Source organism: Mucilaginibacter sp., from assembly GCF_035492695.1.
Lineage (GTDB): Bacteria > Bacteroidota > Bacteroidia > Sphingobacteriales > Sphingobacteriaceae > Mucilaginibacter.
In genome coordinates, this window is sequence record NZ_DATJJC010000006.1 from 383,793 (window position 1) to 409,070 (window position 25,278).

22 protein-coding genes are annotated in these 25,278 nt (G+C 45.8%); 12 read left to right on the plus strand and 10 right to left on the minus strand.

What is annotated here, in order from left to right:
• Nucleotides 1–9: 9 nt before the first annotated feature.
• Genes VL525_RS04055 through VL525_RS04065 form a run of 3 tightly spaced genes read left to right on the plus strand, consistent with a single transcriptional unit; the run spans nt 10 to nt 2,140 of the window.
• Nucleotides 10–1,416 (plus strand): ATP-dependent DNA helicase, encoded by a 1,407-nt coding sequence (locus VL525_RS04055; RefSeq protein ID WP_325383612.1) that lies wholly within the window; start codon nt 10–12, stop codon nt 1,414–1,416.
• A 51-nt stretch (nt 1,417–1,467) separates the two neighbouring features.
• Nucleotides 1,468–1,689, plus strand: a complete 222-nt coding sequence (locus VL525_RS04060) for a UPF0175 family protein (RefSeq protein WP_325383614.1) — start codon at nt 1,468–1,470, stop codon at nt 1,687–1,689.
• Complete coding sequence (locus tag VL525_RS04065) at nt 1,682–2,140, plus strand: DUF3368 domain-containing protein (protein ID WP_325383616.1); 459 nt, start codon at nt 1,682–1,684, stop codon at nt 2,138–2,140. Before VL525_RS04060 ends, VL525_RS04065 begins: the two co-directional genes overlap by 8 nt.
• A 40-nt stretch (nt 2,141–2,180) precedes the next feature.
• Here the strand turns inward: VL525_RS04065 and VL525_RS04070 are convergent, their stop codons facing one another.
• The gene (locus VL525_RS04070) at nt 2,181–3,512 is read right to left on the minus strand and encodes a HAMP domain-containing sensor histidine kinase (RefSeq protein ID WP_325383618.1); all 1,332 of its coding nucleotides are present in this window, start codon (nt 3,510–3,512) and stop codon (nt 2,181–2,183) included.
• 193 nt (nt 3,513–3,705) lie between these two features.
• Here VL525_RS04070 and clpB point away from each other — a divergent pair, with 193 nt between their 5' ends.
• Both clpB and VL525_RS04080 read left to right on the plus strand, forming a co-directional pair.
• Entirely contained in the window at nt 3,706–6,315 is a 2,610-nt protein-coding gene (clpB, locus tag VL525_RS04075) for an ATP-dependent chaperone ClpB (protein WP_325383620.1), read from the plus strand.
• A 251-nt stretch (nt 6,316–6,566) separates the two neighbouring features.
• Nucleotides 6,567–7,850, plus strand: coding sequence for a M57 family metalloprotease (locus VL525_RS04080; RefSeq protein ID WP_325383622.1), 1,284 nt, complete (start codon nt 6,567–6,569; stop codon nt 7,848–7,850).
• A gap of 376 nt (nt 7,851–8,226) precedes the next feature.
• Here the strand turns inward: VL525_RS04080 and VL525_RS04085 are convergent, their stop codons facing one another.
• Nucleotides 8,227–9,639 carry a PAS domain S-box protein gene (locus tag VL525_RS04085; protein ID WP_325383624.1) on the minus strand — a complete coding sequence of 471 codons (1,413 nt, stop codon included), beginning with the start codon at nt 9,637–9,639 and terminating at the stop codon, nt 8,227–8,229.
• A 669-nt stretch (nt 9,640–10,308) separates the two neighbouring features.
• On the opposite strand from VL525_RS04085, the gene pta reads away from it, so the two are divergent.
• From pta to VL525_RS04100, 3 genes are all read left to right on the plus strand, one after another.
• Entirely contained in the window at nt 10,309–12,426 is a 2,118-nt protein-coding gene (pta, locus tag VL525_RS04090) for a phosphate acetyltransferase (protein ID WP_325383626.1), read from the plus strand.
• Nucleotide 12,427: 1 nt separating this feature from the next.
• A complete protein-coding gene (locus tag VL525_RS04095) occupies nt 12,428–13,624 on the plus strand; it encodes an acetate kinase (RefSeq protein ID WP_325383628.1) in 1,197 nt (398 codons plus the stop codon).
• Nucleotides 13,625–13,835: 211 nt separating this feature from the next.
• Complete coding sequence (locus VL525_RS04100; protein ID WP_325383630.1) at nt 13,836–15,869, plus strand: PAS domain S-box protein; 2,034 nt, start codon at nt 13,836–13,838, stop codon at nt 15,867–15,869.
• Here the strand turns inward: VL525_RS04100 and VL525_RS04105 are convergent, their stop codons facing one another.
• The 5 genes from VL525_RS04105 to VL525_RS04125 form a co-directional block, all read right to left on the minus strand.
• Complete coding sequence (locus VL525_RS04105) at nt 15,870–16,115, minus strand: hypothetical protein (RefSeq protein ID WP_325383632.1); 246 nt, start codon at nt 16,113–16,115, stop codon at nt 15,870–15,872.
• An 80-nt stretch (nt 16,116–16,195) separates the two neighbouring features.
• Nucleotides 16,196–17,056, minus strand: coding sequence for an SDR family oxidoreductase (locus tag VL525_RS04110; RefSeq protein WP_325383634.1), 861 nt, complete (start codon nt 17,054–17,056; stop codon nt 16,196–16,198).
• A gap of 11 nt (nt 17,057–17,067) precedes the next feature.
• Nucleotides 17,068–17,550, minus strand: coding sequence for a DUF421 domain-containing protein (locus VL525_RS04115; protein WP_325383636.1), 483 nt, complete (start codon nt 17,548–17,550; stop codon nt 17,068–17,070).
• 10 nt (nt 17,551–17,560) lie between these two features.
• On the minus strand, nt 17,561–18,214 hold the full coding sequence (locus VL525_RS04120; protein ID WP_325383638.1) for a flavodoxin family protein: 654 nt from the start codon (nt 18,212–18,214) through the stop codon (nt 17,561–17,563).
• A 1-nt stretch (nt 18,215) separates the two neighbouring features.
• Nucleotides 18,216–18,473, minus strand: a complete 258-nt coding sequence (locus VL525_RS04125) for a hypothetical protein (RefSeq protein ID WP_325383640.1) — start codon at nt 18,471–18,473, stop codon at nt 18,216–18,218.
• Between the two features lie 131 nt (nt 18,474–18,604).
• Here VL525_RS04125 and VL525_RS04130 point away from each other — a divergent pair, with 131 nt between their 5' ends.
• Complete coding sequence (locus VL525_RS04130; protein WP_325383642.1) at nt 18,605–19,141, plus strand: ferritin-like domain-containing protein; 537 nt, start codon at nt 18,605–18,607, stop codon at nt 19,139–19,141.
• Nucleotides 19,142–19,202: 61 nt separating this feature from the next.
• On the opposite strand, the gene VL525_RS04135 is transcribed toward VL525_RS04130, so the two are convergent.
• Nucleotides 19,203–20,249, minus strand: a complete 1,047-nt coding sequence (locus VL525_RS04135) for a TIGR02453 family protein (RefSeq protein ID WP_325383644.1) — start codon at nt 20,247–20,249, stop codon at nt 19,203–19,205.
• Between the two features lie 24 nt (nt 20,250–20,273).
• On the minus strand, nt 20,274–21,083 hold the full coding sequence (locus VL525_RS04140) for an aminoglycoside phosphotransferase family protein (protein WP_325383646.1): 810 nt from the start codon (nt 21,081–21,083) through the stop codon (nt 20,274–20,276).
• A 150-nt stretch (nt 21,084–21,233) separates the two neighbouring features.
• On the opposite strand from VL525_RS04140, the gene VL525_RS04145 reads away from it, so the two are divergent.
• Complete coding sequence (locus VL525_RS04145) at nt 21,234–21,578, plus strand: phosphoribosylpyrophosphate synthetase (RefSeq protein WP_325383648.1); 345 nt, start codon at nt 21,234–21,236, stop codon at nt 21,576–21,578.
• Nucleotides 21,579–21,846: 268 nt separating this feature from the next.
• Here the strand turns inward: VL525_RS04145 and VL525_RS04150 are convergent, their stop codons facing one another.
• On the minus strand, nt 21,847–22,404 hold the full coding sequence (locus tag VL525_RS04150; protein WP_325383650.1) for a hypothetical protein: 558 nt from the start codon (nt 22,402–22,404) through the stop codon (nt 21,847–21,849).
• Between the two features lie 270 nt (nt 22,405–22,674).
• On the opposite strand from VL525_RS04150, the gene VL525_RS04155 reads away from it, so the two are divergent.
• Both VL525_RS04155 and VL525_RS04160 read left to right on the plus strand, forming a co-directional pair.
• Entirely contained in the window at nt 22,675–23,916 is a 1,242-nt protein-coding gene (locus tag VL525_RS04155) for a pitrilysin family protein (protein WP_325383652.1), read from the plus strand.
• A 45-nt stretch (nt 23,917–23,961) separates the two neighbouring features.
• Entirely contained in the window at nt 23,962–25,242 is a 1,281-nt protein-coding gene (locus VL525_RS04160) for a pitrilysin family protein (RefSeq protein ID WP_325383654.1), read from the plus strand.
• Nucleotides 25,243–25,278: the final 36 nt, after the last annotated feature.

Consider the following 25,278-nt stretch of genomic DNA (forward strand, 5'->3'; position numbering starts at 1 on the left):
TATTTACCCATGCCCGCACCCGACCAGATCGCCAAAGCATTCCCGCATGAGCCTACGCCCCAGCAGCTGGAGTTGTTCGGTCGCCTGCACGAATTTTTGCTGAGCGATAACGGCGACGAGTGCTTTATCCTTAAAGGCTATGCCGGTACAGGCAAAACCACGGTTTTGGGTGCGCTGGTGAAAGCACTCAGGTTTTATAGCTATAAATCGGTATTGCTGGCGCCGACAGGCAGGGCGGCTAAGGTGATCACCAATTACTCGGGACGAAAAGCCTTTACCATCCACAAACGCATCTACCGGAAAAAGTCGGCCATGAGCATCGACGACCCTTTCCGGCTGGCGGATAACATTGCCACGGATACGCTTTTCATCGTCGACGAGGCCTCCATGGTCTCGGACGAAACTTCATCAGGCAATAGAGATACCCTGCTGCGCGATTTGGTGAACTACGTATACAATACCAAAAACTGCAAATTAGTGCTGGTAGGCGATACGGCCCAATTACCGCCGGTAGGGGCAGATTATAGCCCCGCGCTGGACTTTAACCTGATGAAAAAGATGTTCGCGCTGGATATCTTCAGTTTTGAGCTGACGGATGTGTTGCGGCAGGAGAAAGACTCGGGTATTTTGTTCAACGTTACCGCCATGCGCGAGATCATCCGCAAGGGAAAGGTATTAACGCCGCACATCACCACCAAAGGTTATAAGGATGTTTACCGCATGACCGGCGAGCGCCTGGAAGAAGGTCTCAACTATGCCTATAATAAATACGGACATGAGAGTACGCTCATTATCTGCCGGTCGAACAAGAACGCAAACCGTTATAATCAGCAGATACGCGGCCGCATTTTATACCGTGAGGAAGAACTTACCGGCGGCGACCAGGTGATGGTGGTGCGCAACAACTATTTCTGGCTGCAGGACCAGGAAGACAGCAGTACCGGTTTTATAGCCAACGGCGATATTGCCAAGATACGCAAGGTGCGTCGCACCGAAGAAATGTACGGCTTCCGCTTTGCGGATGTTCAACTGGAATTCATCGATTACGCTGAAGACCCGGTGCTTGAATGCAAGATTTTGCTGGATACGCTCTATTCCGAATCGCCGGCCTTATCGCCGGACGATCAGAAGCGCTTCTTTGCGGAAGTAATGAAGGACTACGAGCACATAGCCAGCCGTAAAGCCAAGTTCGACGAGATGAAGTTAAATCCGTATTACAACGCCCTGCAGATCAAGTTTGCCTACGCCATTACTTGCCACAAGGCTCAGGGCGGCCAGTGGGATGCGGTTTTTGTCGACCAGGGCTATCTGACCGAAGAAATGATCAATATGGATTTCCTGCGATGGTTTTATACGGCCTGCACCCGGGCAACCAGGGAATTGTATTTGGTGAATTTTGATCAGCGGTTTTATTAAGCTATTTAATATATAACCAATCCGGTTGTATTTTACGTAACTTTGAATGTAATGAAAACATTGACTGTAAATATACCCGAGGAAGCTAACGAGAGTGAGGTTAAAATGACCATGGCCACCATTTTATTTGACAAAGGGTTACTATCGGCCGGGCAAGCTGCAGATTTTGCCGGAGTCAGTAAGAAAGACTTTTTATTGAACGCCGGAAAATATGGCGTTTCTGTGTTTGGGGAGACGATCGATGACTTGAACGCTGATCCCCTGAATGACTAAGATCATTATTTCTGATACAAGTTGTCTGATCGCTTTGAGTAGGATAGGAAGGATAGATATCTTACAAAAAGTATTTACGGTAGTATACACAACTGAAATTGTAGCCAAAGAATTTGAGGAAACTTTGCCGGATTGGATATCCATCCGTGACATTAATAATCATACCCGATTTGAGCAACTTAAACTGATTTTAGATGCAGGCGAAGCAAGTGCAATTGCCCTGGCTTTGGAAACAGATAATTCCATTTTAATTATTGATGAAAAGAAAGGGCGAAAAATAGCCTCCGATATGAACGTGATCATTATCGGGACGTTGAAAGTCTTACTCATTGCAAAAAACAAAGGTGTTATCGATTCAGTAAAAAGCCTGATCGAACAGCTACAAATACACACTTTCAGATTTAATAAAGCTATAATGGAAGAAGTGCTGCGATTGGCCGGGGAGATGTGATCAACTCAACATCCTCATACCAATGCCCAATCCCCAATGACTAATCCACCACCGGCAGCTTTATCGTAAACGTCGAACCTTTCTTTTCTTCACTCATCACTTCGATGGTGCCGTTGTGGTTTTCGATGATCTGCTTGGAAATACTTAAACCCAGACCGGTTGACTGTTCGCCGCGCACCCCCGGGCGGCGGGCTTTTGAAAAGCGTTCAAATATATAGGGCAGCATATCATGGGGGATACCCACGCCGTAGTCCCTTACCTCGATGACGGCGCACTTATCCTTTTCGCTCAGGTAAATATCTATCTTGCCATTTTCTTTGGAAAATTTTAGCGCATTGGTGATCAGGTTATCCATTACCCGCTGGAATTTCTCAGCATTTATCTCGGCAAATATTTGATCCTTCGATCCTATGAAAACGATATTGCCCTTGCCATTCTTCTGCGTTTTCCATTCATTGGCTATCCTTTTCAAAAAGTGGTTCAACTCTGTCCGTTGGGTATCTATGATGTTGATATTCTCATTATTGGCCGCATCCAGCAGGTCGGCGACAATGCCCCGTGCTTTGGCGCATGAGGCTTTGATCATTTCCAGGTTTTCGTGAGTATCCTTGTTTACTTCCTCCATCTCCATCATCATGGCAATCGTTTCAATGGCGCCTATCGGGTTCCGCAGGTCATGTGCTACCATACCCAATATCTCATTTTTAAAAGCGTTACCCTTTTCAATGGCGATATTCTTATCCCTGATGTCCATCAACTGTATAAAGTAGGTCGATTTGTAGGAATAGAAGTACCTCGAAATAAAATAGAAGCAGAAAAGCAGGGTGAAGGATATGATCTGGTCATAAACCATTTCCATTGGCTCTGCAGCGGTATAATACAGCAGATAGGTAAATACCAGTTCGGTCATAATGATCAGGATGATCGTTTCCGCACTTTCGAAAACGAATACGACGCTGATGATGCTAAGGGCAGTTAAGTATAAAGTTAACGCATTGCGCGGGTCGGACGTTGCAATAAAGCTGGAGTACATTCCGCAAAAAATGATGTAGCACGCAAAGGCGAAAACAAACATAGCCATCACCATATCTGCTTTTTTTTGCCTGTTAAAAAGATAGATGAACAGGTAGCTGCCTCCTAAAAATAAAGGCGTAATGCAAATATAAATCCAGTTGGTATAGTTAAATTCGGGGTAGTTTTGAGCCCGGGTAAGGCTTTCGGGAAACACAAAATACAGGATGCGCAGAATAATGTTAAGTATCAGGAATATAATGCTGCCTGTACGCACGGCCCCAAGGTTCTTTAGCGTATAATAATCGCGGTAGGCAGAACGGCTCTTCCCTGAAACTCTCTTATACGGCTGATTAGTCAAAACCCGTGTTTTAGATTAAAAAGGTAAATCAAAAGTATATAAATAGGTATTTAAGTGCAAACAAATCAGGTCGTTATGGCCGAAATGTTTCAATTAAGTGAATAAATGTAGACAAAATGTCTTTCTAAAACCGAAATCAAATGTCAAATTATCACTTATTCGTCAGTGGCAAACCTTTTGAAAGGGATACAGTATGAATTTTAACAACTTTACCATAAAAGCCCAGGAGGCTGTGCAGAAAGCTTCCGAGATTGCTGCTGGCAACCAGCAGCAGGCTATAGAAAACGCCCATTTGCTGAAAGGTTTGCTTTTAGTTGATGAGAACGTTGTCACCTATTTATTAAAGAAACTGAACGTTAACCTGAACAGGTTGAATGAAACGCTCGATCAGCAGATAGCGTCGTTCCCGAAGGTTAGCGGCAGCGAGATATATCTTTCGTCGGATGCCAATTCGGCCTTGCAGAAAGCGCAAGGCTATTTAAAGGAGTTCAAGGATGAATTTGTTTCTGTCGAACATATCCTGCTCGGTATCCTGGCGGCGAACGGAAAAACCGGCTCGGCTTTAAAGGATGCCGGCGTAAATGAGGCCGACCTTAAGAAAGCGATAGTTGCCCTTCGGGGTGACAGCAAGGTAACCGACCAAAATGCTGAAGCCACTTATAATGCACTGAATAAATACGCCCGCAACCTGAATGAATATGCCGAATCGGGTAAACTCGACCCAGTTATCGGTCGTGATGATGAGATCAGGCGTGTGATACAGATACTATCGCGCCGTACCAAAAATAACCCTATTTTGGTGGGTGAACCCGGTGTGGGTAAAACCGCTATTGCCGAAGGTATTGCTTTCCGTATTATCAAGGGCGACGTACCCGAGAACCTAAAATCGAAAACAGTTTACTCGCTGGATATGGGTGCGCTCATCGCTGGTGCCAAATATAAAGGTGAATTTGAAGAACGCCTGAAAGCGGTTATCAAAGAAGTTACCCAGGCTGATGGCGAGATAATCCTGTTCATCGACGAGATACATACCCTGGTTGGTGCGGGTGGCGGCGAGGGTGCTATGGATGCGGCAAACATCCTTAAACCTGCCCTGGCCCGCGGCGAATTAAGGGCCATAGGCGCCACCACTTTAAACGAGTACCAGAAATTTTTTGAAAAAGATAAGGCTTTGGAACGTCGTTTCCAGATGGTTTTGGTGGACGAGCCGGATACCCAGGATGCAATTTCTATTTTACGCGGTTTAAAGGAACGTTACGAAACCCACCACAAAGTGCGTATCCTCGACGAGGCTATTGTTTCTGCTGTCGAAATGTCGCAGCGTTACATTTCCGACAGGTTTTTGCCTGATAAGGCTATCGACCTGATGGATGAGGCAGCTTCCAAACTGCGTTTGGAAATGGACTCCGTTCCGGAAGAGGTGGATGAACTCGACCGCCGCATTATGCAGCTCGAGATCGAGCGCGAGGCTATCAAGCGCGAGAAAGACGACAAGCGTGTGAAAGAACTGAGTGAGGAAATAGCTAACCTATCGGCCAAACGCGATTCGCTGCGCGCACAATGGAAGAGTGAGAAAGATGTGGTGGACAGCATTAACCAAAAGGTTGAAAAGATAGAGAACTATAAACTGGAAGCAGAGCAGGCCGAACGGGCGGGCGACTATGGCAAGGTGGCCGAGCTGCGCTACGGCCGGATAAAAGAGGCACAGGACGAGGTTGAAAAGCTGAAAGCAACGCTGCTGGAAAACCAGAAGGAACACCGCATGCTTAAGGAAGAAGTTACTTCCGAAGATATTGCCGGCGTGGTTTCACGCTGGACCGGTATACCCGTTTCAAAAATGATCCAAAGCGAGCGCGAAAAGCTGCTTCACCTGGAAGATGAACTGCATAAACGTGTGGCAGGACAGGAAGAAGCTATCGAAGCCATCAGCGACGCCATACGCCGCAGCCGTGCTGGTTTGCAGGATAAAAAGAAGCCCATTGGTTCATTCATCTTCCTGGGTACTACCGGTGTTGGTAAAACTGAACTGGCAAAAGCATTGGCCGAATACCTGTTCAATGACGAAAATGCATTGGTACGTATCGATATGTCTGAATACCAGGAGCGCCATGCCGTATCGCGGTTAATTGGCGCGCCCCCGGGCTACGTTGGTTACGATGAAGGCGGCCAGCTGACCGAAGCTGTGCGCCGCAAACCTTACAGCGTAATACTATTGGATGAAATAGAAAAGGCTCACCCCGATGTATTCAATATCCTGCTGCAAGTGCTCGACGATGGCCGCCTGACGGATAATAAGGGCCGCGTGGTGAACTTTAAGAATACCATTATCATCATGACCTCCAATATCGGGTCAAATATTATCCAGGAGAACTTCCAGGATTTTGAGGACAGCGACAAGGATGCGGTGATAGCCAAAACCAAGACCCAGTTGTTCGAACTGTTGAGGCAAACCATTCGCCCCGAGTTTTTGAACCGGATCGACGAGATCATCATGTTTACACCTTTAAGCCGCGACGAGATAGGTGATATTGTGAAACTACAGTTCGCCCAATTGCAAAAAACGCTGGAAGAGATCGGTATCCACATGGATGCTTCGGAAGAAGCATTGGATTGGCTCGCACAGCTTGGGTACGATCCGCAGTTTGGAGCACGGCCGCTGAAGAGGGTTATCCAGAAAAAGATACTCAACGAACTTTCAAAACAGATACTGTCAGGCAAAGTGGATAAGGACAGCCGCATTAAGCTGGATATGTTCGATAATCAGTTCGTTTTCCTGAACCCTAAGGAAGCTGAACACGTATAACAAGTCCCTAATTTAATTCTGTTTTATACCCTAAGCCTCTCCGACTCGTCGGAGGGGCTTTTTTGCACATATGATCTTCCCGCAAATTTAATTCACAAGCAATACAACAATGTTGGTGCATTATCTTTATTTAATGAACGTGATGGCCCCTGTTCGGGTTTACCAAACACCTGTGGAAAAAATATTTTTCAAATATTTAATTATTATTAAAATTAGATATTAACTTGCGATTAATATTCTAAGCCACATCAATGAAAAATAAACCTTTACTTATCCTTGCGGTTCTGGGAACTGCATGCGTTACATTCTCCTCTTCCTGTAAGAAAGAATCTGTTTCAAATCAAACAAAAACCGTTCAAAACGATGCAAACATTGCGACCCTGAAGAAAGCAGGGTTCAAAACCGACGGCATTATTGACAAAGGCAGTTATTACATTATAGAAGGGGACATTATGCTGCAAAAAAATGCAGCCATATTAAACACAAAATTACCGTTGCTGGCGCTTAGCCCCAAAGAGTCCGGTCAGCGCCCGCCCGAAATTGACCAGGCGCGAACGGATTATACCGTTACCCAATCAACGGTGACGGTGAAAGTGGATGCTTCTATACCGTCCGACTTAGGTACCGACGACTGGCATGCGGCTATTTCAGCGGCCCTCGGTTACTGGAACGCGATACCAAACAACAGGATCGTTTTTTCGCTCATCACCTCTGGTACCGCTGATATCGTTATTCAGAGTGATGGCGGGCTGTTGGATGCTAATGGTTTAAACAACGTTGTCGCTATCAGTCAGTTTCCGTCTACCACCAGTAAACCCGGCAACATGATCATGATCAATCTAAACTTCAATAGCAATTATAATGTTAGCGCGGGCCAAAAAGCTTATAACATGGTTCACGAACTCGGGCATACCATCGGTTACCGGCATACCAACTGGACGGCACTGGGCGAATCAACCTATGGCACAGCAACGCTCGGTTCATACACATTTAACACTTATGGAGCTAACCTGATCAACGGAACACGGAACAGTTCTGACGGGGGCTCTGTAATGAATGGGGGAACGGCCTTGAATTCGTGGAACGGTTTTTCAGTTTTTGACATTTTAGCGCAGCGGACAGTCTACCCGCTTGATGCTACACAGGTACCCATCTACAGGTATGCGTCATCAAACAGGCACTTTTATACTGCGAGCTGGAGCGAACTTGGCCTTAGCGGGGCCGGTTTCACCTACGAAGGGCCAGCCAGTTATCTATATAACTACGCCAAAACCGGTACTGTACCTTTTTACAGGGAATACAATTCCTCAAGCAACGATCATTTTTATACAACAAGTAACACAATTCCGGTTGGTTACGGCTATGAGGGCACTTTAGGTTATGTATATACAACCCAGGTGACTGGTACAATACCGCTATACCGTTATTTCAAAACGTCCGGCGGACATTTTTACACGACTGATATTAATGAGCTTGGTGGGGGTAACAACCAGGGCTATACGTACGACGGTATAGCATGTTATGTAGTAAAATAACTGAACTTATCTTAATATTAATTAGTGGCCGGAGACTGTGGTTTTCGGCCATTTTTATACGCTGTGAGCAAGGCACTATAAAACAAGAAAGCCGGGACCTCGCGCCACGGCTTTCAATTCCTTAAATTAATTAAAAATAAAATATTTTTTACGTAGCGACAGAATATAAGTTTGAAGTTATCTATCAGTAACGCCGATGTTACAATTAGCGATTGCAATACATGGCAGTGTTTTGTTAAACTTCTCTCCGGTTAAAGTCATGCATAATCACCTTAAGCGCGATAATCTGGTTTATGTATTGATGAGCCAGCCCGGCTTATTGGGGTGGGATGCAAATAAGAACCTTTTTAAAAGGCCCTTATAGTCAGAAATACGGCTATTCAACCGTTTTATCAATAATGCGCTTGATAACATCGTCCAGCTCACCTGTTGCCGATCCAAGATGTTCCAGCAATTCCCGGTCGCCGTCAGACCGGCTGCCGGCATTCTGGTTGAACAAATGCAGTAATCCTAAAATGGTGGCCACGGGCCGCCTTATCTCGTGGGCGTTTATGCGGGCTATTTCCATCAGTTGCTCATTCTGGTGTATCACGCGCAGTTCCTGCTCTTTCATTAAGGATATGTCCTGCATGGCGCCAATCATCCGCACACCAACACCCTTTTCATTCCGGATTACAATACCCCTGTCGAGCACAAAAGCATACTCACCGTTGGCTTTTCTGAAGCGATATTCCTGCATCCAGTTTATCATTGTCCCGTATTTTACCTGGTCGGGGTAAAGAACCACGCGCTCGCGGTCGTCCGGGTGTACATGTTCAAAATAAAATGGGAGATTATCGCGGTTGTAGCCCGGCGTATGGCCGAACAAATTTTTAATATTATCAGAATAATAAACTTCGTTTGTTTCCAGGTTCCAGTCCCATATAATATCCGAAGTAGCTTTTGTAACATACTCAAACCGCTCGTTGCTTGTTTTCAGGGCATTCTCGCTCTTCTTTTTTTCGGTGGCATCACGGGCTATACCATATCTTATTTTGTCCCTGGGGTCCCATCGTGCCGACCAGGTTAACGGTACCAGCGAACCGTCTTTGCGCACGTAGCGGTTTTCGTTGTTCGTCATAGCGTTGCCCGCCATCACGCTGGCCGCCATCCGTTCTGTCTTCTCCAGATCTTGCGGGTACAGAAAATCAAACAGCGGTTTACCGACAATTTCCTCAGGCTCGTAACCTAATATAGTTCTGCATGCTGCGCTTACGCTTAATATCGTTCCCCGTTCGTCAATCGTGCAGATCATATCCAGCGACGAATCCATTATTTTCTCCAGCCGGGCCCGGGCATGTTCTAGCGCCAGCAGGTTCAACGTATCGGGGGTAATGTCTTTTGAATAACAGGCAATGCCAAAAAGGTTATTGCTTTGGTCGTACATCGGGCTTAACGAGATCAGGCTATATTGTTTGGCCTGTTTCAGCGGGTTGTAAATGTCTTCTTTTATCAGGAATTCCTCGCCATCCAGGGCCCTTTCGTAATATTGCCGCCATCGGTTTAACCTGTCGTGCCCGAACTCCTTTACAAGCACGTCGTCACCTTCCCTGATATCCCTGCCCGTTAGCGCTTTAATGTTTTTGGCAAAAGACTGGTTGGCGGTAATAATGCGAAGTTCCGTGTCGACCGACCAGATAAGGTCCTGCGTCCCGTTGATGAGCGCTTGCTGACGAAGGATAGTATCAATTAAAGCATCTCTCTCTTCCAACTCCTGCTTCGGCTTGCTTCGATCGTTTTGTAGTTCCATATTAACTTTTACTGTTCTGCGGAATCGGGTATGGCTATAAGCAACAACTTATTCCGGCGACAGATTGGTTATAAAAACGCATGTTTGGGGTAACTGTAATATTCACTACTAATCTTCAGGCAATTCTTATGTTACGGGCAGCGGAAGGGGGCACACCGTTGTTACAAAGGCATTCCGCTGGTCCCATCAAAGAGTCTTCAGCGTTTTTTACGGAGGCACCGGGGGCAATGTTTTCCCCGGCAGCAAAAATATTTATAGCCCTCTCATCTCTGCAGAAACCTACTGCTTGCACGCTTGTGAAACTTTTTAAATAAGCCATGGATCGTTGTTGCCGGTTGGCAGCCTTCCTGTTTAATGCAATATTTTTCATAGGGTCAAATAATAGTCAGAAAAGCCTCACTTGCAGTCAATTTTCTAAAAAATAGGATAAAAAAAGCGACTGAATTTTAACCATTCAACAACAAATTTAACTTTTTTAAACTAATATTTAATATTGACTTAAATATTGTTGAAAATTTGAGGCTTGGGTAATATTTTCAATTTTTACTGTTGTTGATATATTCATTAAACAACCACAATGATTCCCGTCACATAATTTATTGCTCCCCATTTCCCCCGAAGCCTCTCAAATCAGTATTTTTACCGCGGATTCAATTTTAAACACACCTGATGATCAAAACGGTTTTTATTGCCAGTACCGAGGCCCACAGCGGCAAATCGATCGTTTCTATAGGCCTGGTAAATATGCTGCTTGGCAAGGCGCAAAAAATAGGCTATTATAAACCGGTGATCAGCCAAAACCTGCTGGTAAAAAAAGACGATCATATCGATACCATCCTGACCCACTTTGATCTGCCCATGACCTATGACGACACTTTTGCCCTGACCTGGCAGGATGCTATGGGCCAGATGGAAACTGAAAGCCAGGGCGAAATGCTGGATATTATCATCCGCAAGTATAAAAGCCTGGAGGAGAAGTACGATTTTATAGTTGTTGAGGGTACGGATTACCCGGGCGAAGGGGCGGCTTTTGAGTTTGAGACCAATGCGCAGATAGCAAAGAACCTGCAGGCGCCGGTTATTGTCGTCGTATCCGGCGAGGATAAAACCATTGCCCAGGTAGTAAGCGCCGCGCTTACCGCCATTCATAATTTTGACGCGCGCGAAGTACAGGTGCTTGCCATAGTGGCAAACAGGATAAAGCAGGAACATGCAAAAGATGTAGAGGAACTGCTGCGTAACCAGCTTTCGCCCGAGATATTGCTGGCCATCATTCCCCAGGACACCCGGCTGCAAAGCCCGACATTGAAGGAAATATACGAGCAGTTGAACGGCAAATTGCTGTTTGGTGACGATCACCTTTCTAACCAGGCTGATAACTTTGTAACCGGTGCCATGCAGGTGCCCAATTTTTTAAATTACCTGACGGAGAATGTCCTCATAGTTACCCCGGGCGACCGTGGCGATATTATTATCTGTGCTTTGCAGGCCAATCTATCAACCAGTTATCCAAAAGTAGCGGGGATCGTTTTGACAGCGGGCTATCAGCCGGAAGAACCGATACTAAGGCTGATTGAGGGTTTGCAGACCGTTGTTCCCATCATTTCGGTTGAAACGGGGACCTTTCAAACCAGTAACATCATTGGCGACATCCGGTCGCAGATCACTTCGGATAATGTAAAAAAAATAAGGCTGGCTATAGACACGTTTAACAAATACGTTAATACTGCCGAACTGGATAAAAGGCTGGTAACCTTTAAGCCGTCGGGCATTACCCCAAGGATGTTCCAGTACCAGCTAACGGAATGGGCCAGGAGCTCGAAAAAACATATTGTATTGCCCGAAGGGAACGATGAGCGCATATTAAGGGCCGCTGCCCGCCTCGTCAGCCAGGAGATTGTCGACCTGACCCTGTTGGGCGACACAGCGGATATTAAAGCAGTTTTAAACAGGCTCGATATTAACCTCGACCTGGATAAAGTGCGGATCGTCAATCCGGCTTACGACCAATACTACGATGATTATGTAAATACCTTATACGAGCTGCGCAAGAGCAAGAATGTTACCCTCGAAATGGCGCGTGACCTGATGACGGACGTATCCTATTTCGGTACCATGATGGTGTACAAAGGCCATGCTGACGGGATGGTATCAGGCGCGGTACATACCACCCTGCATACCATACGTCCTGCCCTGCAGTTTATCAAAACAAAACCCGGCATATCCGTTGTATCATCCATCTTTTTCATGTGCCTGCCCGACAGGGTTTCCATATTTGGCGATTGTGCGGTAAATCCGAATCCTACGGCAGAACAGCTCGCCGAGATCGCCATATCATCGGCAGATAGCAGCCAGCGTTTTGGTATTGAACCGCGTGTGGCTATGCTTTCCTATTCCTCGGGCACGTCCGGCGAAGGCGAAGAGGTGGAAAAAGTGCGCCGCGCTACCGAAATTGTTAAACAAAAACGCCCTGATCTGAAGGTTGAAGGACCTATACAGTATGATGCCGCCGTTGATCCGGTTGTTGGCAGCAGCAAGCTGCCCGGTTCCGAAGTAGCCGGCAGGGCAAGCGTTTTAATATTCCCCGACCTGAATACCGGTAACAATACCTATAAGGCTGTACAGCGGGAGACAGGCGCCCTGGCCATAGGCCCCATGTTGCAGGGACTTAACAAACCGGTGAACGATCTGAGCCGGGGTTGCACCGTCGACGATATTTTTAACACCGTCATCATCACCGCCATCCAATGCCAGGATACCTCGCAAACATCAGAAAAACACGCCTGAAATGAATATTTTCATCATTAACTCCGGCAGTAGTTCCATCAAATACCAGTTATTCAGGATGCCGTCGTCGTCGCCGGTCTGCAGCGGCCTGGTCGATCGTATCGGGCTGGAAAATTCGGTCATTACTCATAAAACGTTTATCAATGGGGAAGAAAAAGTACTAAAACTCGCCTGGGAAATACCCGATCATGAGGCGGGTCTTAAAAAGGTTAACGAACTATTGACCGACAGCGGGATTGGTGTGATAACTGATACGGCGGCCATACAGGCAGTAGGGCACCGGGTGGTACATGGCGGCGAAACATTTACCAATACAACCGTCATCACCCCTGAAGTAAAAGAAAAACTGAAGCTTACCTTTCAGCTGGCTCCTTTGCATAACCCCGCCGGGTACCGGGGCATAGAAGTAGCCGAAAAGATATTCCCTGCCGCAAGGCAGGTTGCCGTATTCGACACCGCTTTTCACCAGACTATGCCGCCCGAGGCTTACCGGTTTGCCATTCCCAATTCCTATTATACCGACCACAACATCAGGGCCTACGGCTTCCACGGTACAAGCCACAAATACGTTTCGCACCAGGCCCAGCTTTACTTAAACAAAGGCGGTTTAAAACTGATCAGTATACACCTGGGTAATGGGTGCAGCATAACGGCCGTGAACGATGGAAGATCAATGGATACCAGCATGGGCTTTGGCCCTTTAAGCGGGCTCATTATGGGCAGCCGGTCGGGAGATATCGACCCGACAGTGATTTTTTACCTGGTTAGCCAGCTGGGTTATGATATTGAACAGGTAAGCAATTTACTGAACAAGCGCAGTGGGATGATCGGCCTTACAGGCTTCAGCGATATGCGCGATATCAGGCGAAAGATAGCAGAAGGCGACGGACAGGCAAAGCTGGCCTATGATATGTATGCTTATCGTATAAAAAAATATATTGGCGCTTATGCAGCTGCACTTAACGGGCTCGACGCTGTAATTTTCACCGCGGGGGTAGGAGAGAACGACCCTATTATACGCGAATTGGTATGCCGGGACATGGGCTATCTTGGGCTTGAATTGGACGCTGATAAAAACAATAGCCGTTCAGACGGGATTAAGGAGATCAGCAAACCCGGTTCAAGAGTGAAGATACTGGTGATACCTACCAATGAAGAACTGGAGATAGCTAACCAATGCTATAACCTTTTGAAATAGGGTATTTCTCATACATCTTTTAAACAACAGGGCTGCCGATCGGAATGCAAATTATTTATAAAACTTTGAGCTATATTTGCGCGTTCACTGTACGTTAAAGCCGCCACACCAATTTCGCAATCCTTTAACCGGCGCGCTGTGTTTCTAAAACGTATGATTATATTTACATATCAATTAAAATCTCTAACAGGTAAACCTGGCTACCACCTCAATGACCTCGTTGCATAATTCATCAAACAGCAATTATCCTTTCCTGGCAAGTGGCGGGGAAATGGGTGAACTGATCCGGTCGATCGATTGGTCGGGTACGTCGCTGGGCGATCCTGGTACCTGGTCGCCGGCACTGAAGCAAACCGTCAGCATGATGCTTACTGTAAACTTCCCGGTGCTGATATGCTGGGGTGCTGATTATATCCAGTTATATAATGATAGTTTTCGGCCTATTAACGGGATTACAAAACACCCGCACGCGCTGGCGGGCAGTGCAAAAGATACTTATGCGGAGATATGGGAAACCATCGGCCCCATGTTTGCAGAGGTTATGGCCGGCAAAACCATTGGGTTTCCCGATTTTGTGGTGCCGCTTGATCGTAACGGCTATACCGAGGATTGTTATTTTGATTTTTCCTATAGTCCTATCCGTGAGGAAGACGGAAAAGTAGCAGGTGTATTGGTTGTTTGTCTTGAAACTACCGGCAAAGTAATTTCCATCAAAAAGCTAAACACGCTTAACGACGAACTTGCATCGGCTAACGAAGAGCTTGCCGCTACTAACGAAGAATTATTGGCTGTGAACGAAGAATTAGCCGCAACCAACGAAGAACTTACCGAAAGCCAAAAAATATTAAGACGTAACGAACTTTTTTTTAGATCGATAGCTGCTAATATACCCGATTCGGTAATTGTTGTTATCGACCGCGAGCACCGCTATGTTATGGTTGAAGGCGACCTGATGGAAAGGATGGGATACCATCGGGCCGATTATGAAGGGAAGCATCCTACGGAAATAGGACAGACGGAACGCTATAATGCCTCGAAACATTTATATGACCGGATGATGGCCGGCGAGAAATTTTCTTTGGAGCGCAGAGGTCAGAACGGCGAATATTACAAAGTGCACCTGGTGCCGCTGAAAAATGAAAATGGGGAAGTGGAAGCGGGCCTGGTTATGGCAATGGATATTACCAATATAAAGAAAGGTGAAGAAAGGAGCGCCAAATTAGCCGCCATCGTGGAATCCTCGGACGATGCCATTATCAGCAAAACACTTGAAAGCGTTATCACCAGCTGGAACGATTCGGCGCAGCGCATGTTCGGTTACACTGCCGATGAAATTATTGGTGAAACCATTTATAAACTCATACCGCCCGACCGGCAGAATGAAGAACCGCTGATAATCAACCGGTTAAAGGCCGGAGAGCGTGTTGAACATTTCGAAACGAAGAGAATGACCAAGGATGGCAGGCTTATTGACGTTTCCCTTACCATTTCGCCTATCAGGGATCCGCAGGGGAATATCATTGGCGTTTCTAAAATAGCGCGCGACATTACCGAACGAAAGCTGGACGAAACTCGGAAGAACGATTTTATCGGTATGGCCAGTCATGAACTCAAAACCCCGCTGACATCGTTAAGCGCGATGATACAGGTGGCGGGGATGAGGCTTGAAGGTAATCCCGATACATTCCTTTCAGGGGCAATGGATAGGGCCAATACTCAGGTGAAGAAAATGACGAGGATGATCAACGGCTTTTTAAATATTTCGCGTCTCGAAGCCGGTAAATTGCATATTGAAAAGGATCTGTTCGACTTAAATGCACTACTGCAGGAAATATTTGAAGAAACCAAACTAATTGTAAATACCCATACGGTCACGCTGCAACAGGCCGGTATTGCAAACGTATACGCCGACCGCGACAAGATCGACTCCGTCATCTCCAACCTTATAACGAACGCGGTTAAATATTCGCCTAAGGGCAAAAGTATTAAAATTGGCAGCGAAATAAGGGGGGATAAGGTGGTTGTTTGGGTAAACGATGAAGGTATTGGCATAAAGCCGAAAGACCTGAAACAAATATTTGACCGGTACCACCGCGTTGAAAGCGACGATACAAGGCATATTTCCGGCTTTGGGATCGGTTTGTACCTTAGCGCTGAAATTATCGGGCGGCACGACGGCGAGATATGGGCCGAAAGTGAACCCGGCAAAGGATCGTCATTTTATTTTTCCCTGCCATCGGCCTGATCAGGTAGCCTTACCCTTGTGTGCCCATTGGTTTTTAACAACGCCTTGCGACGTCACAGATATTTCCCGTGTGTACCTTTCGCCTTTTATCTTTCCCGATGTATCTTTTTTCCCAATAAATAATAACACCGGAATGCCGTGGCTATCCGTTTTAAAGGCAAGGTCGAGGCCGCGGTAGCGGGTTTCGTTCACTACCAGCGCGGGATAATTTTTATCGAGTATTTTTAAAATGCCTGCTCCAAGCATCGCTTAAGCTATGTTTTTATAGTTTCGATATTGGCCTGCAGCTATTTACCATGCAAACCGTTGCTTAAATATTCCTTTGATCAACCGTTCACTACCTCACCGCCATTCACATGGATCACCTGTCCGGTAATGAAAGAAGCATCGTCCGAAGCCAGGAATACGTAAGCAGGTCCCAGTTCCGACGGCTGCCCCGCACGTTTCATCGCAGTTTCGCTGCCAAATTTTTTGATCTTTTTATTATCAAACGTCGAAACGATCAGTGGTGTCCACACGGGCCCGGGCGCAACCGCATTTACCCTTATCTTTTTTTCCGACAGGTTGGTGGCAAGTGACCGGGTAAAAGTTGTTATGGCACCTTTTGTGGATGAATAGTCGATGAGCGCGGGTGATGAACGGTAGGCGGTTACCGATGTTGTATTGATAATACAATCGCCGGCTTTCAGGTAGGTCAAAGCAGCTTCGGCAAAGTAGAAATACGCAAATATATTTGTTTTGAAAGTGATCTCCAGCTGCTTATCACTTATGTTTTTTACGTCTTTCTGGGGCAATTGCATGCCCGCGTTGTTGACCAGGATATTCAGCTTCCCAAATTCTTTTACCGTTTTTTCCACTGCTTTTTTGCAGAAGTTGCTTTTGGTAACATCTCCCTTTATAAGCAGGCATTTATGCCCTGCAGCCTCTATCATGTTTTTGGTCTCATTGGCATCCAGGTCCTCGTTCAGGTAAACAATGGCAATATCGGCACCTTCTTCGGCAAAATGTACACTCACTGCACGGCCTATACCGCTGTCGCCCCCGGTTATTAAAGCAATTTTGCCCCTTAGCTTTCCCGCTGCTTTATAGTCCTTTTTGATGTATTCCGGCGCGGGGTGCATCATGGCTTCGATCCCCGGTTGCCGGTTTTGCTTTTTCGGCCTCGATGTTTTTGTTATGGTGCCCATATTTCAAATATTTATTTGATTACGCTTACTTCACCGGTCGATTCCAGGTGCACTTCCTTTACCTCGTTCAGCTTACTCTTATTTGCTTTTACCCGCACATCGGCCTCCAGGTCGTCGCGGCTCATTAATGCCGCCCGCAAACTGTTTTTGTTTATTTCGCCGTCTTTGTACAATATTCTTGCTTTACCGTCCACTAATTCGGCCAGTTTCTTATTTGCAATGGTAAGCATCGCTAACCCCCGGTGCATCACTGCAAGAACGAGGCTGCAAACCACTGTTGGGATGAAAGCAGAGGCGCCCACCACTGCCCGGCTCAATACGGCGCCCAATATGATAACGATCGTGTTATCGAATGACGATCGTTTCCCGAATGTCCTGCGTCCCGAGATCCTGATGAGAACAAGTGCAATAAAATAGATCGCAACCGCCCTCGCCGACATTTGCACCGTTGTCAGATCCTTGCCTTGCCCGAAAATGGCGTATATGATATCCATTTCAATTTTATTACTTACTGTCTTTTGTGGCTTGTTTTTCCAATTCTTTAAGGTTTGTGGTTATAGGATTGTTTTTCAGCAGGTTGGCAAAATAAACCAGGTTGGCAACGGTATATTGTAAAGTTAAATTGGTATAGAAATATTTTTTACCCCCGGCTTCAACATAATCTTTGTCGCCTCCCGCCGGCCCCACCCAATAAGCGTTAACATTCGGCGGGATAGTGAAGCCGCATTCCTGCATCGCCCATAACAATTGTGCCGCACAGCTATGCGCCCCATCTTCGTTGCCAGTGATCAGGCATCCTGCCACTTTATTGTAAGTAAAATATTGGCCGGTCTTTTTATCAGCCAGTTCTTTTTCGTGAAAAACAGCATCAAGCCGCTCTACTATCCGTTGCGCCGTTGAAGCAAGATGCCCCACCCATATCGGCGTGCCGATGATCAGAATATTGCATTCTTTTATTTTCGACAACACTTTCGGCCACTCGTCACCCTTGCCTTCATCCGATGAGTTGCCTGGCTTCACATCATAATCCACAATACGGATCACCTCCGTTTTAATATCCCGGAGTTCCAGTAATTTTACCGCTTTGTCTATTAGCGCGCCGGTATTGGAAAACGCAGGCGATGGCTTCAGTGTGCAATTGATGAGTAATGCTTTCATATCAATTACCTGACACAAGTTTTTTCTTTTCTTTCATTATCATCCACGAATCAGGGATCTCCGGTTTTAATGGAAAGCCGTAGGTGGGGTTACCTTCCACCCGTATGTCATTTGAATCAAAATGTTTTATCTCGCCTTTTGCAAGGCGCACTACCCAGCATGAATTAATGCTCATGCCATAGTCCATAATAAAGTAGGCGAGGCCCGGGCCCAATGGTGTATAAACCACAATCTGGGGGTTGAGTTGTAAAATGTTCATCGTTGAATTAGATTTATTTAACTAACAACTGTAAATACCTAATGTTTAAGAAAATATATTTCTAAATATGAAAAACATAAACCATTCCAGGCGGGTTAATCTTTTAACATAAACACTAAATAAATATAACCATGGCAACTAAAACGAGAGCGACCGGTAACACCGGCAGGATGAAGGATTCGGAATTCCACCAATTTTTTGTGGACGAACTGAAGGATATTTACTGGGCCGAGAAACACCTGGTTCAGGCATTACCAAAAATGCAAAAGGCGGCTACCAGTCCCGACCTTGCTGCTGCATTTGAAAAGCATACCAGCGAAACCAAAACCCATGTTGAAACACTTGAAAAAGTGTTTGAATTGTTAGACGAAAAAGCCGCTGCCAAAAAATGTGAAGCCATGGAAGGCTTGCTTGCCGAAGCAAACAGTATTATTGAAGATACCGAAAAGGGAACTATGACGCGCGACGCAGGCCTTGTGCTGGCTGCGCAGAAAGTGGAGCACTATGAAATTTCAACTTATGGTACGCTTCGGACTTTTGCCGAAACTATGGGACATGATGATGTTGCGCAATTATTGCAGCAAACCCTGGATAATGAAAAAGCTACCGACCAGGCCTTAACCCAGGCCGCTGAAGGCTTTATACTGGAACAGGCTGTAAACGAATAATATCTATTTTATGCCACAATCAAAAAGTCCCTCTCTCCCCGGGAGGGACTTAAGGCAAACCTCAAACCATCGGCTCTCCATTAGCATCTGTTGTAAGCACCTCGCTCATGTGATCGAAAAACGGGCGCATTTTTTTAAAAGTATCGCTAACGCGATGCAGGAAATCCGGCTGCAATACCTCATCGTCGCTAAAGCTTAACCGTAAAAGATATTGTTTATACCTTAATAAATCGATTGCCGGGTTATCTTTTGCATACCCGCGGGGCGCGGAAAGAACTTTTTCGCCGGTTAACCCGCCAAAGCATTTGACGAGCATTGGATTGGAAAGAACTTTTGCCCATTCCTCATAATTAGCGTCGATATCCTGGCGTATGCGTTTCATATCATCCGGGTTCGGGCCGAAAAAACCACCGACCGCCCGAGAATTGCCCGGTTCTATCCGGAAATAATAACCGCCGCGCAACTTTTTGGTAGCTCTTTGCAAACTACCGCTCCAGTGTTTGTTATAAGGTGTTTTCTCTTTGGAGAAGCGTACATCCTTATATATTCTGAACAGGCATTTCCTTCCCGATGTGGTTTCTATATGGTCGTGCATGTTCATCTCCGCTATCAGCGCATCTGCAAAATCCACAATGTTGCTGTGGGCCGCCAGATAGCGTTCTTTATTTTGATTGAACCACTCCCGGTTATTGTTTGCTGAAAGTTCTTTTAGAAATTCGAGCGAATCTTTATTAATGATCATTATTGCCGTATCCTCTATGTTATTTTGCTCTCTTTTTTTCGATGCTTTCGCCTTCGCATTAAATGCGAGGCATAATCCTATCCAATACTCAAACTCTCCTTTGGTTTGCATACCCTCGCTGCTCACATACACATATCCTTCCATAGGCTTCCCGGCAAAGTCCATTTCGCGGCAGCCGCGCTTTTCCAACGATTCGTGATAAACTACCGGACCGACCCGGCACATCATTTCGTCTTTTACCACGCCAACGCACATCTTGCCGTCAACAAGGTAACACACGCCACCGAACATTCGTTTTTCCTCTGCAATGGGCACATCGGCAAGCAACTCCCTGATCCTGTCGCTCAGTTTTTCATCGTATGCCATTTTGTTCCAAATTTTCAGCCAAATTTAGCCAATCTTACTTAACTCTGCCGATGCTATTTCCGCTATTTGGAGAGTTGCATCCGCATTTTCTCCGTCGTTCAGACCCCACGCTGCCGAAAGCCCTGCCCATGCCATTATCCATTGCACCAGCCGGGTGGGATGGATTTTCGCAGCCTTAGATACTATTTTCACCTGGCGGGCCAGCCTGCCCGGGGTTGTAGCGATAGCGGCGTCGGGGTTGCAAAAAATATTGACGTAATCAAAAGCCCGTTCGCCAACCAGCCCCTTTGGGTCTATGGCCAGCCATCCCTTATCTCCAAAATCGAGAATATTGCTATGATGGACGTCTCCATGCAGCGCTACAATATCTTTTTGATTGTTGACCAATTCAATAGCTATTTTGGACGATTCGGCCAAAACTCCGCCATATTTTGCCGCACCGGGTTCAAGCTCTTTGAACCATACCTCCAATGGCACTGATCCGGCAGGAAAAGGTTGTTTTGTGGCATGCAGCTTCTGTACAACACCGCAAATAACACGGCTTGCATGGTCATCACAACCATTTTTTACCATTTCCAAAAGCGAATTTCCACCGGTTGCCCTTTCCATTAAAATGGCGTGGCCGTCATATTTTAGTACTTTAGCGACGCCGTTCCCCTGCATCAGGTTCATCATTGCATTGCCGCGATACTCTTCTTCGGCCATGGCTATTTTTATCATGCAACGTTCATTTTCATAAATAACGGGCTGCAATAAGCTGGAATGCGTTGAGAATGATTCGCCATCGTCCGTTAAAGCCCATAGTGTTTTATAACGTGTTAACAGACTATTCAAATCTTTGGGTTTTATGGTGGAAGTGTATTCTAACTATTCCGGGGCGATCTGTTATCAAATCTAAAAACAATTCAACCAAAACAAGTATCACATTAACGGGTTTAGCTTATAGTAGTAGCTTAACCAATACATCACCTTAATAAAACTGTCATGAAAAATTACGAAACATTAGTGGATGCCACTAACGATATGATGAAACGCGGTTATACCGCCAACCTTAGCCTCGAAGGCGATACCATCGACGATAAGGAACATGATATACACATGACGGCTGAGGATTTCGAAATAGATGAGTTTTTTCGTTTCGAAGGCCAAAGCAACCCTTCCGATATGTCTATAGTATATGCCATCAGTTCGCGCAAGTTCAATATAAAGGGCATATTAATAAACGCTTATGGCATGTACGCCGACGACAGCGAATCGGCTATTCATGCCAAATTGCATCATTATATGATAAGTACTCATCTGCATGGCGAAGATAAGCCGATTGCTTAGGTAACTACAGTTTTGAGTTGGCTGCAGCAACGAATAAGCCCAATGAAATGGAACGGAAAAACGCTCCTTTTGCAGGATTTCGGGGAGTTTGATAACCTTCAGTTTCCCTATCCGGCTTTTGATACTATCCACAAGTTCTTCGCTGGTAAGCATATTGATTTACACTCCCTAAATTTAGGAAGATGCCGGCTAAAGACAATTGGGAAGTAAAACTAAATTAAAGCAGTTAAGGGAGTCGTTGCTTTTGAATGTTATGCGGGCGGGCGGCTTAATCTTCGCAGTGCAAAAAGCTAAGGATATAGCCTCCTTTTGCTTTCAGCATGGGGCTTGCTGCGGGCATCATCGCTTCCAGGTCTCCCGACAATCCTTCTGCAATCCAGGGATAACGGTGACGCATATTGAATAGTGTTTCCGCCGCGGAGGAGCGTACGTGCACGATCATATGGGGATCTCTTAGCCAGCTAAAGCATAATTCGATGATCGGTTCAAAGTTGATCTCCTTAATGGCAGTGCGCACTTCCTTCGACACTTCCGGCGATGTAAGATGTTTAAGTACCTTGGCATAGTGCTTCCGGCAGCCCACACATTTCACTTCAGCCACATGTTCAACCAGGTAAGGAACATCTTCAATATAACTTTCCGGGAATTTAAACAGGATGAATTCCAAAATTTTGGAGGCTTTGTTGGCCACTTCCTTGTCCGAATAAAAAGTTAGGTCGACCAGTTCGTGCAGGCTGAAATTCTTCTCCTTTAATTTGCTGCGTAATTTCCCAAACCTGGTGTTTTCAAAACCTGAAATATGCTGGATCAATTGCAACTGCGTCATAATGCTTTAAAATTAATGTGATAATTTAGGAATAATGTGGAGAACTATTCAACATGTGTTGATAACTGTGCCAAATGTACTACTATTAATTAAAATCACAACAAATTTTGAATTAGAAATTAAAAGTTTAGTTGAACGGTGTAAAAAGTGGAATTCAACATAAATATTTACAATGTGTCAACATGCAGAACTTAACGAACTGCTCACCCAATAAGCATAATCAACTAAAAAATTTACCTTTGCTGTCCGTTTTGATCTAAAAACTAATACATGGTTAAATTCACCCGTTTTACATTGGATAATGGCCTGCGCGTGCTGGTTCATGAAGATCACACCACGCCAATGGCTGTCCTGAATATATTATATGATGTTGGCGCCCGCGATGAGGACCCGGATAAAACAGGTTTTGCGCACCTGTTCGAACACCTGATGTTTGGCGGATCTGTCAATATACCACAATACGATGAGCCTCTGCAACGTGTGGGTGGCGAAAACAACGCCTTTACTACTAACGATATAACCAACTATTATATCACTCTGCCTTCTGTAAATATCGAGACCGCCTTCTGGCTCGAAAGCGACCGCATGTTGAGCCTTGCTTTCAGCGAGAAGAGTTTGGAAGTGCAGCGCAATGTAGTGGTAGAGGAATTCAAACAACGCTACCTTAACCAGCCCTACGGCGATGTTTGGCTAAAGTTACGCCCCCTGGTTTATAAAAAACACCCTTACCGCTGGGCCACTATCGGCAAGGAGCTGAAGCATATCGAAGATGCCCGGATCGAGGATGTTAAGGCGTTCTTCAAAAAGCATTATAACCCGCAAAACGCAATTATGGTAGTTGGCGGTAATATTGATACCCAAAAGGCAAAAGAACTGGCCGAAAAATGGTTTGGCCCTATACCGGCGGGTGAGAAGTACCACCGTAACCTGCCGCAGGAGCCTGAGCAGCACGACGAACGACGCGATACCGTAACCGCTAAAGTACCACTGAACGACTTGTATATAGCTTTCCACATGCCGGGGCGGCTGGAAGATGGTTATTACGAAATAGACCTCGTGTCAGATATTCTCTCGCGCGGTAACTCATCCCGCCTGTACCGCAGCCTGGTGAAAGATAAACAGCTTTTCAGCGAGATACACGCTTATAACATGGGTAGCTTTGACCGCGGAATGTTTGTTGTTGAAGGTAAGCCGCTGGAAAATGTCAGCATGGAAACTGCCGAAGCCGCCATCTGGGAAGAATTGGAGCGCCTGAAAACTCAGCTGATACCGGATGATGAACTGACCAAAGTGAAAAACAAAACCGAATCTACCATGGTGTTTTCCGAAATGTCGCTGCTGGATAAGGCTATGAACCTGGCGCAGTTTGAACTTTTCGGTGATGCCGATCTGTTGAACCAGGAAACCGATAAATATCTTGCTGTAACGGCACCGCAGATACAGGAACAGGCAAAGAATGTCTTTAGGAAGGATAATTCGTCGACCCTTGTTTACCTGGCGGATAAAAATTGATCTTTCATTGGAATAATACCAATGAACTAATGAACCAATGAACAAATGACACTAAATAGAATAACTGCTCCCGAATCAAAACCGGTTGAAAGCATAAAGCTTATTAAACCGGAGCATATCAAATTGGATAACGGCTGCAATATATTTTCGTTCAACTCGGGCGACCAGGAACTGGTGCGCATCGAATGGATATTCCGGAACCTGCGCTTCGATCCGGCAAAACCGTTGCTTAACGTTGCGGTAAACACAATGCTAACCGAAGGTACGTCCGAAATGTCAGCTTCAGAAATTGCCGATCGTATTGACTTTTACGGCGCTTTCCTGCAGGTTGACTACGGGTACGACCACTCACAGGTAGTACTTTATACCTTAAACAGGCACCTGGCCAAAACGCTGCCGGTAGTTAAAGCGGTTATCAGCGATTCAGTATTCCCTGAACAAGAGATCGGGACTTTTGTACGCAATCAGCAGCAAAAACTACAGGTAAGCCTTCAAAAAAATGATATCCTGGCCCGCCGAGCCTTCAACAAGGCTATTTATGGCAATACTATTTACGGGCTTGCTGCAAATTTTGAAGATTATAAATCGCTGCAGCGCGACGATATGCTGGCGCATTTTAAACAAATGTACCAGCCGTCTAACTGCACCATTCTTATAGCCGGTAAGGTGGACGACGAAGCTTTGCGACTGGTTAATACTGCGTTTGGGGCCGAGTGGGCCAATTATCCGGTAGCTGTCGACACCAGGCAGCCAGATCTGCAACCTGCTGATGAGCACTTTTACTTTGTCGAAAAGCCTGAAGCGTTGCAGTCAGCTATCCGCATGGGCCTGCCGACTATCAATCGCACTCATCCCGACTTTCCGGCATTGCAGGTATTGAACACCGTATTGGGCGGCTATTTCGGTTCAAGGCTGATGGCTAATATCCGCGAGGACAAAGGTTATACTTACGGCATTGGCTCGGGTTTGAGCTCGCTCGAAAAAGGCGGCGCCATGTTCATCGCCTCCGAAGTAGGGGCAGATGTGTGCCGTGCCGCTGTTACCGAAATAGAAAAAGAGATAAACATGCTCAAAACGGAATTGATACCCGGCGAAGAACTGTCGCTCGTACGAAACTACATGATGGGATCGCTGCTTGGCAGCCTGGAAAATGTTTTTTCGCATGCTGATAAGTTCAAGAGCATTTACTTCTCGGGCCTGGATTATGATTATTACGACAGGTACACAGAAGCGGTTAAAAATGCCACATCAGAAGATATGATCGCGTTAGCCAATAAATACCTCGACCTGGATAAGTTTTACCGCGTGATTGTGGGAAAATATTAATGTAAACGTGCGGATTTGAAAATGCTGAGATAGTCA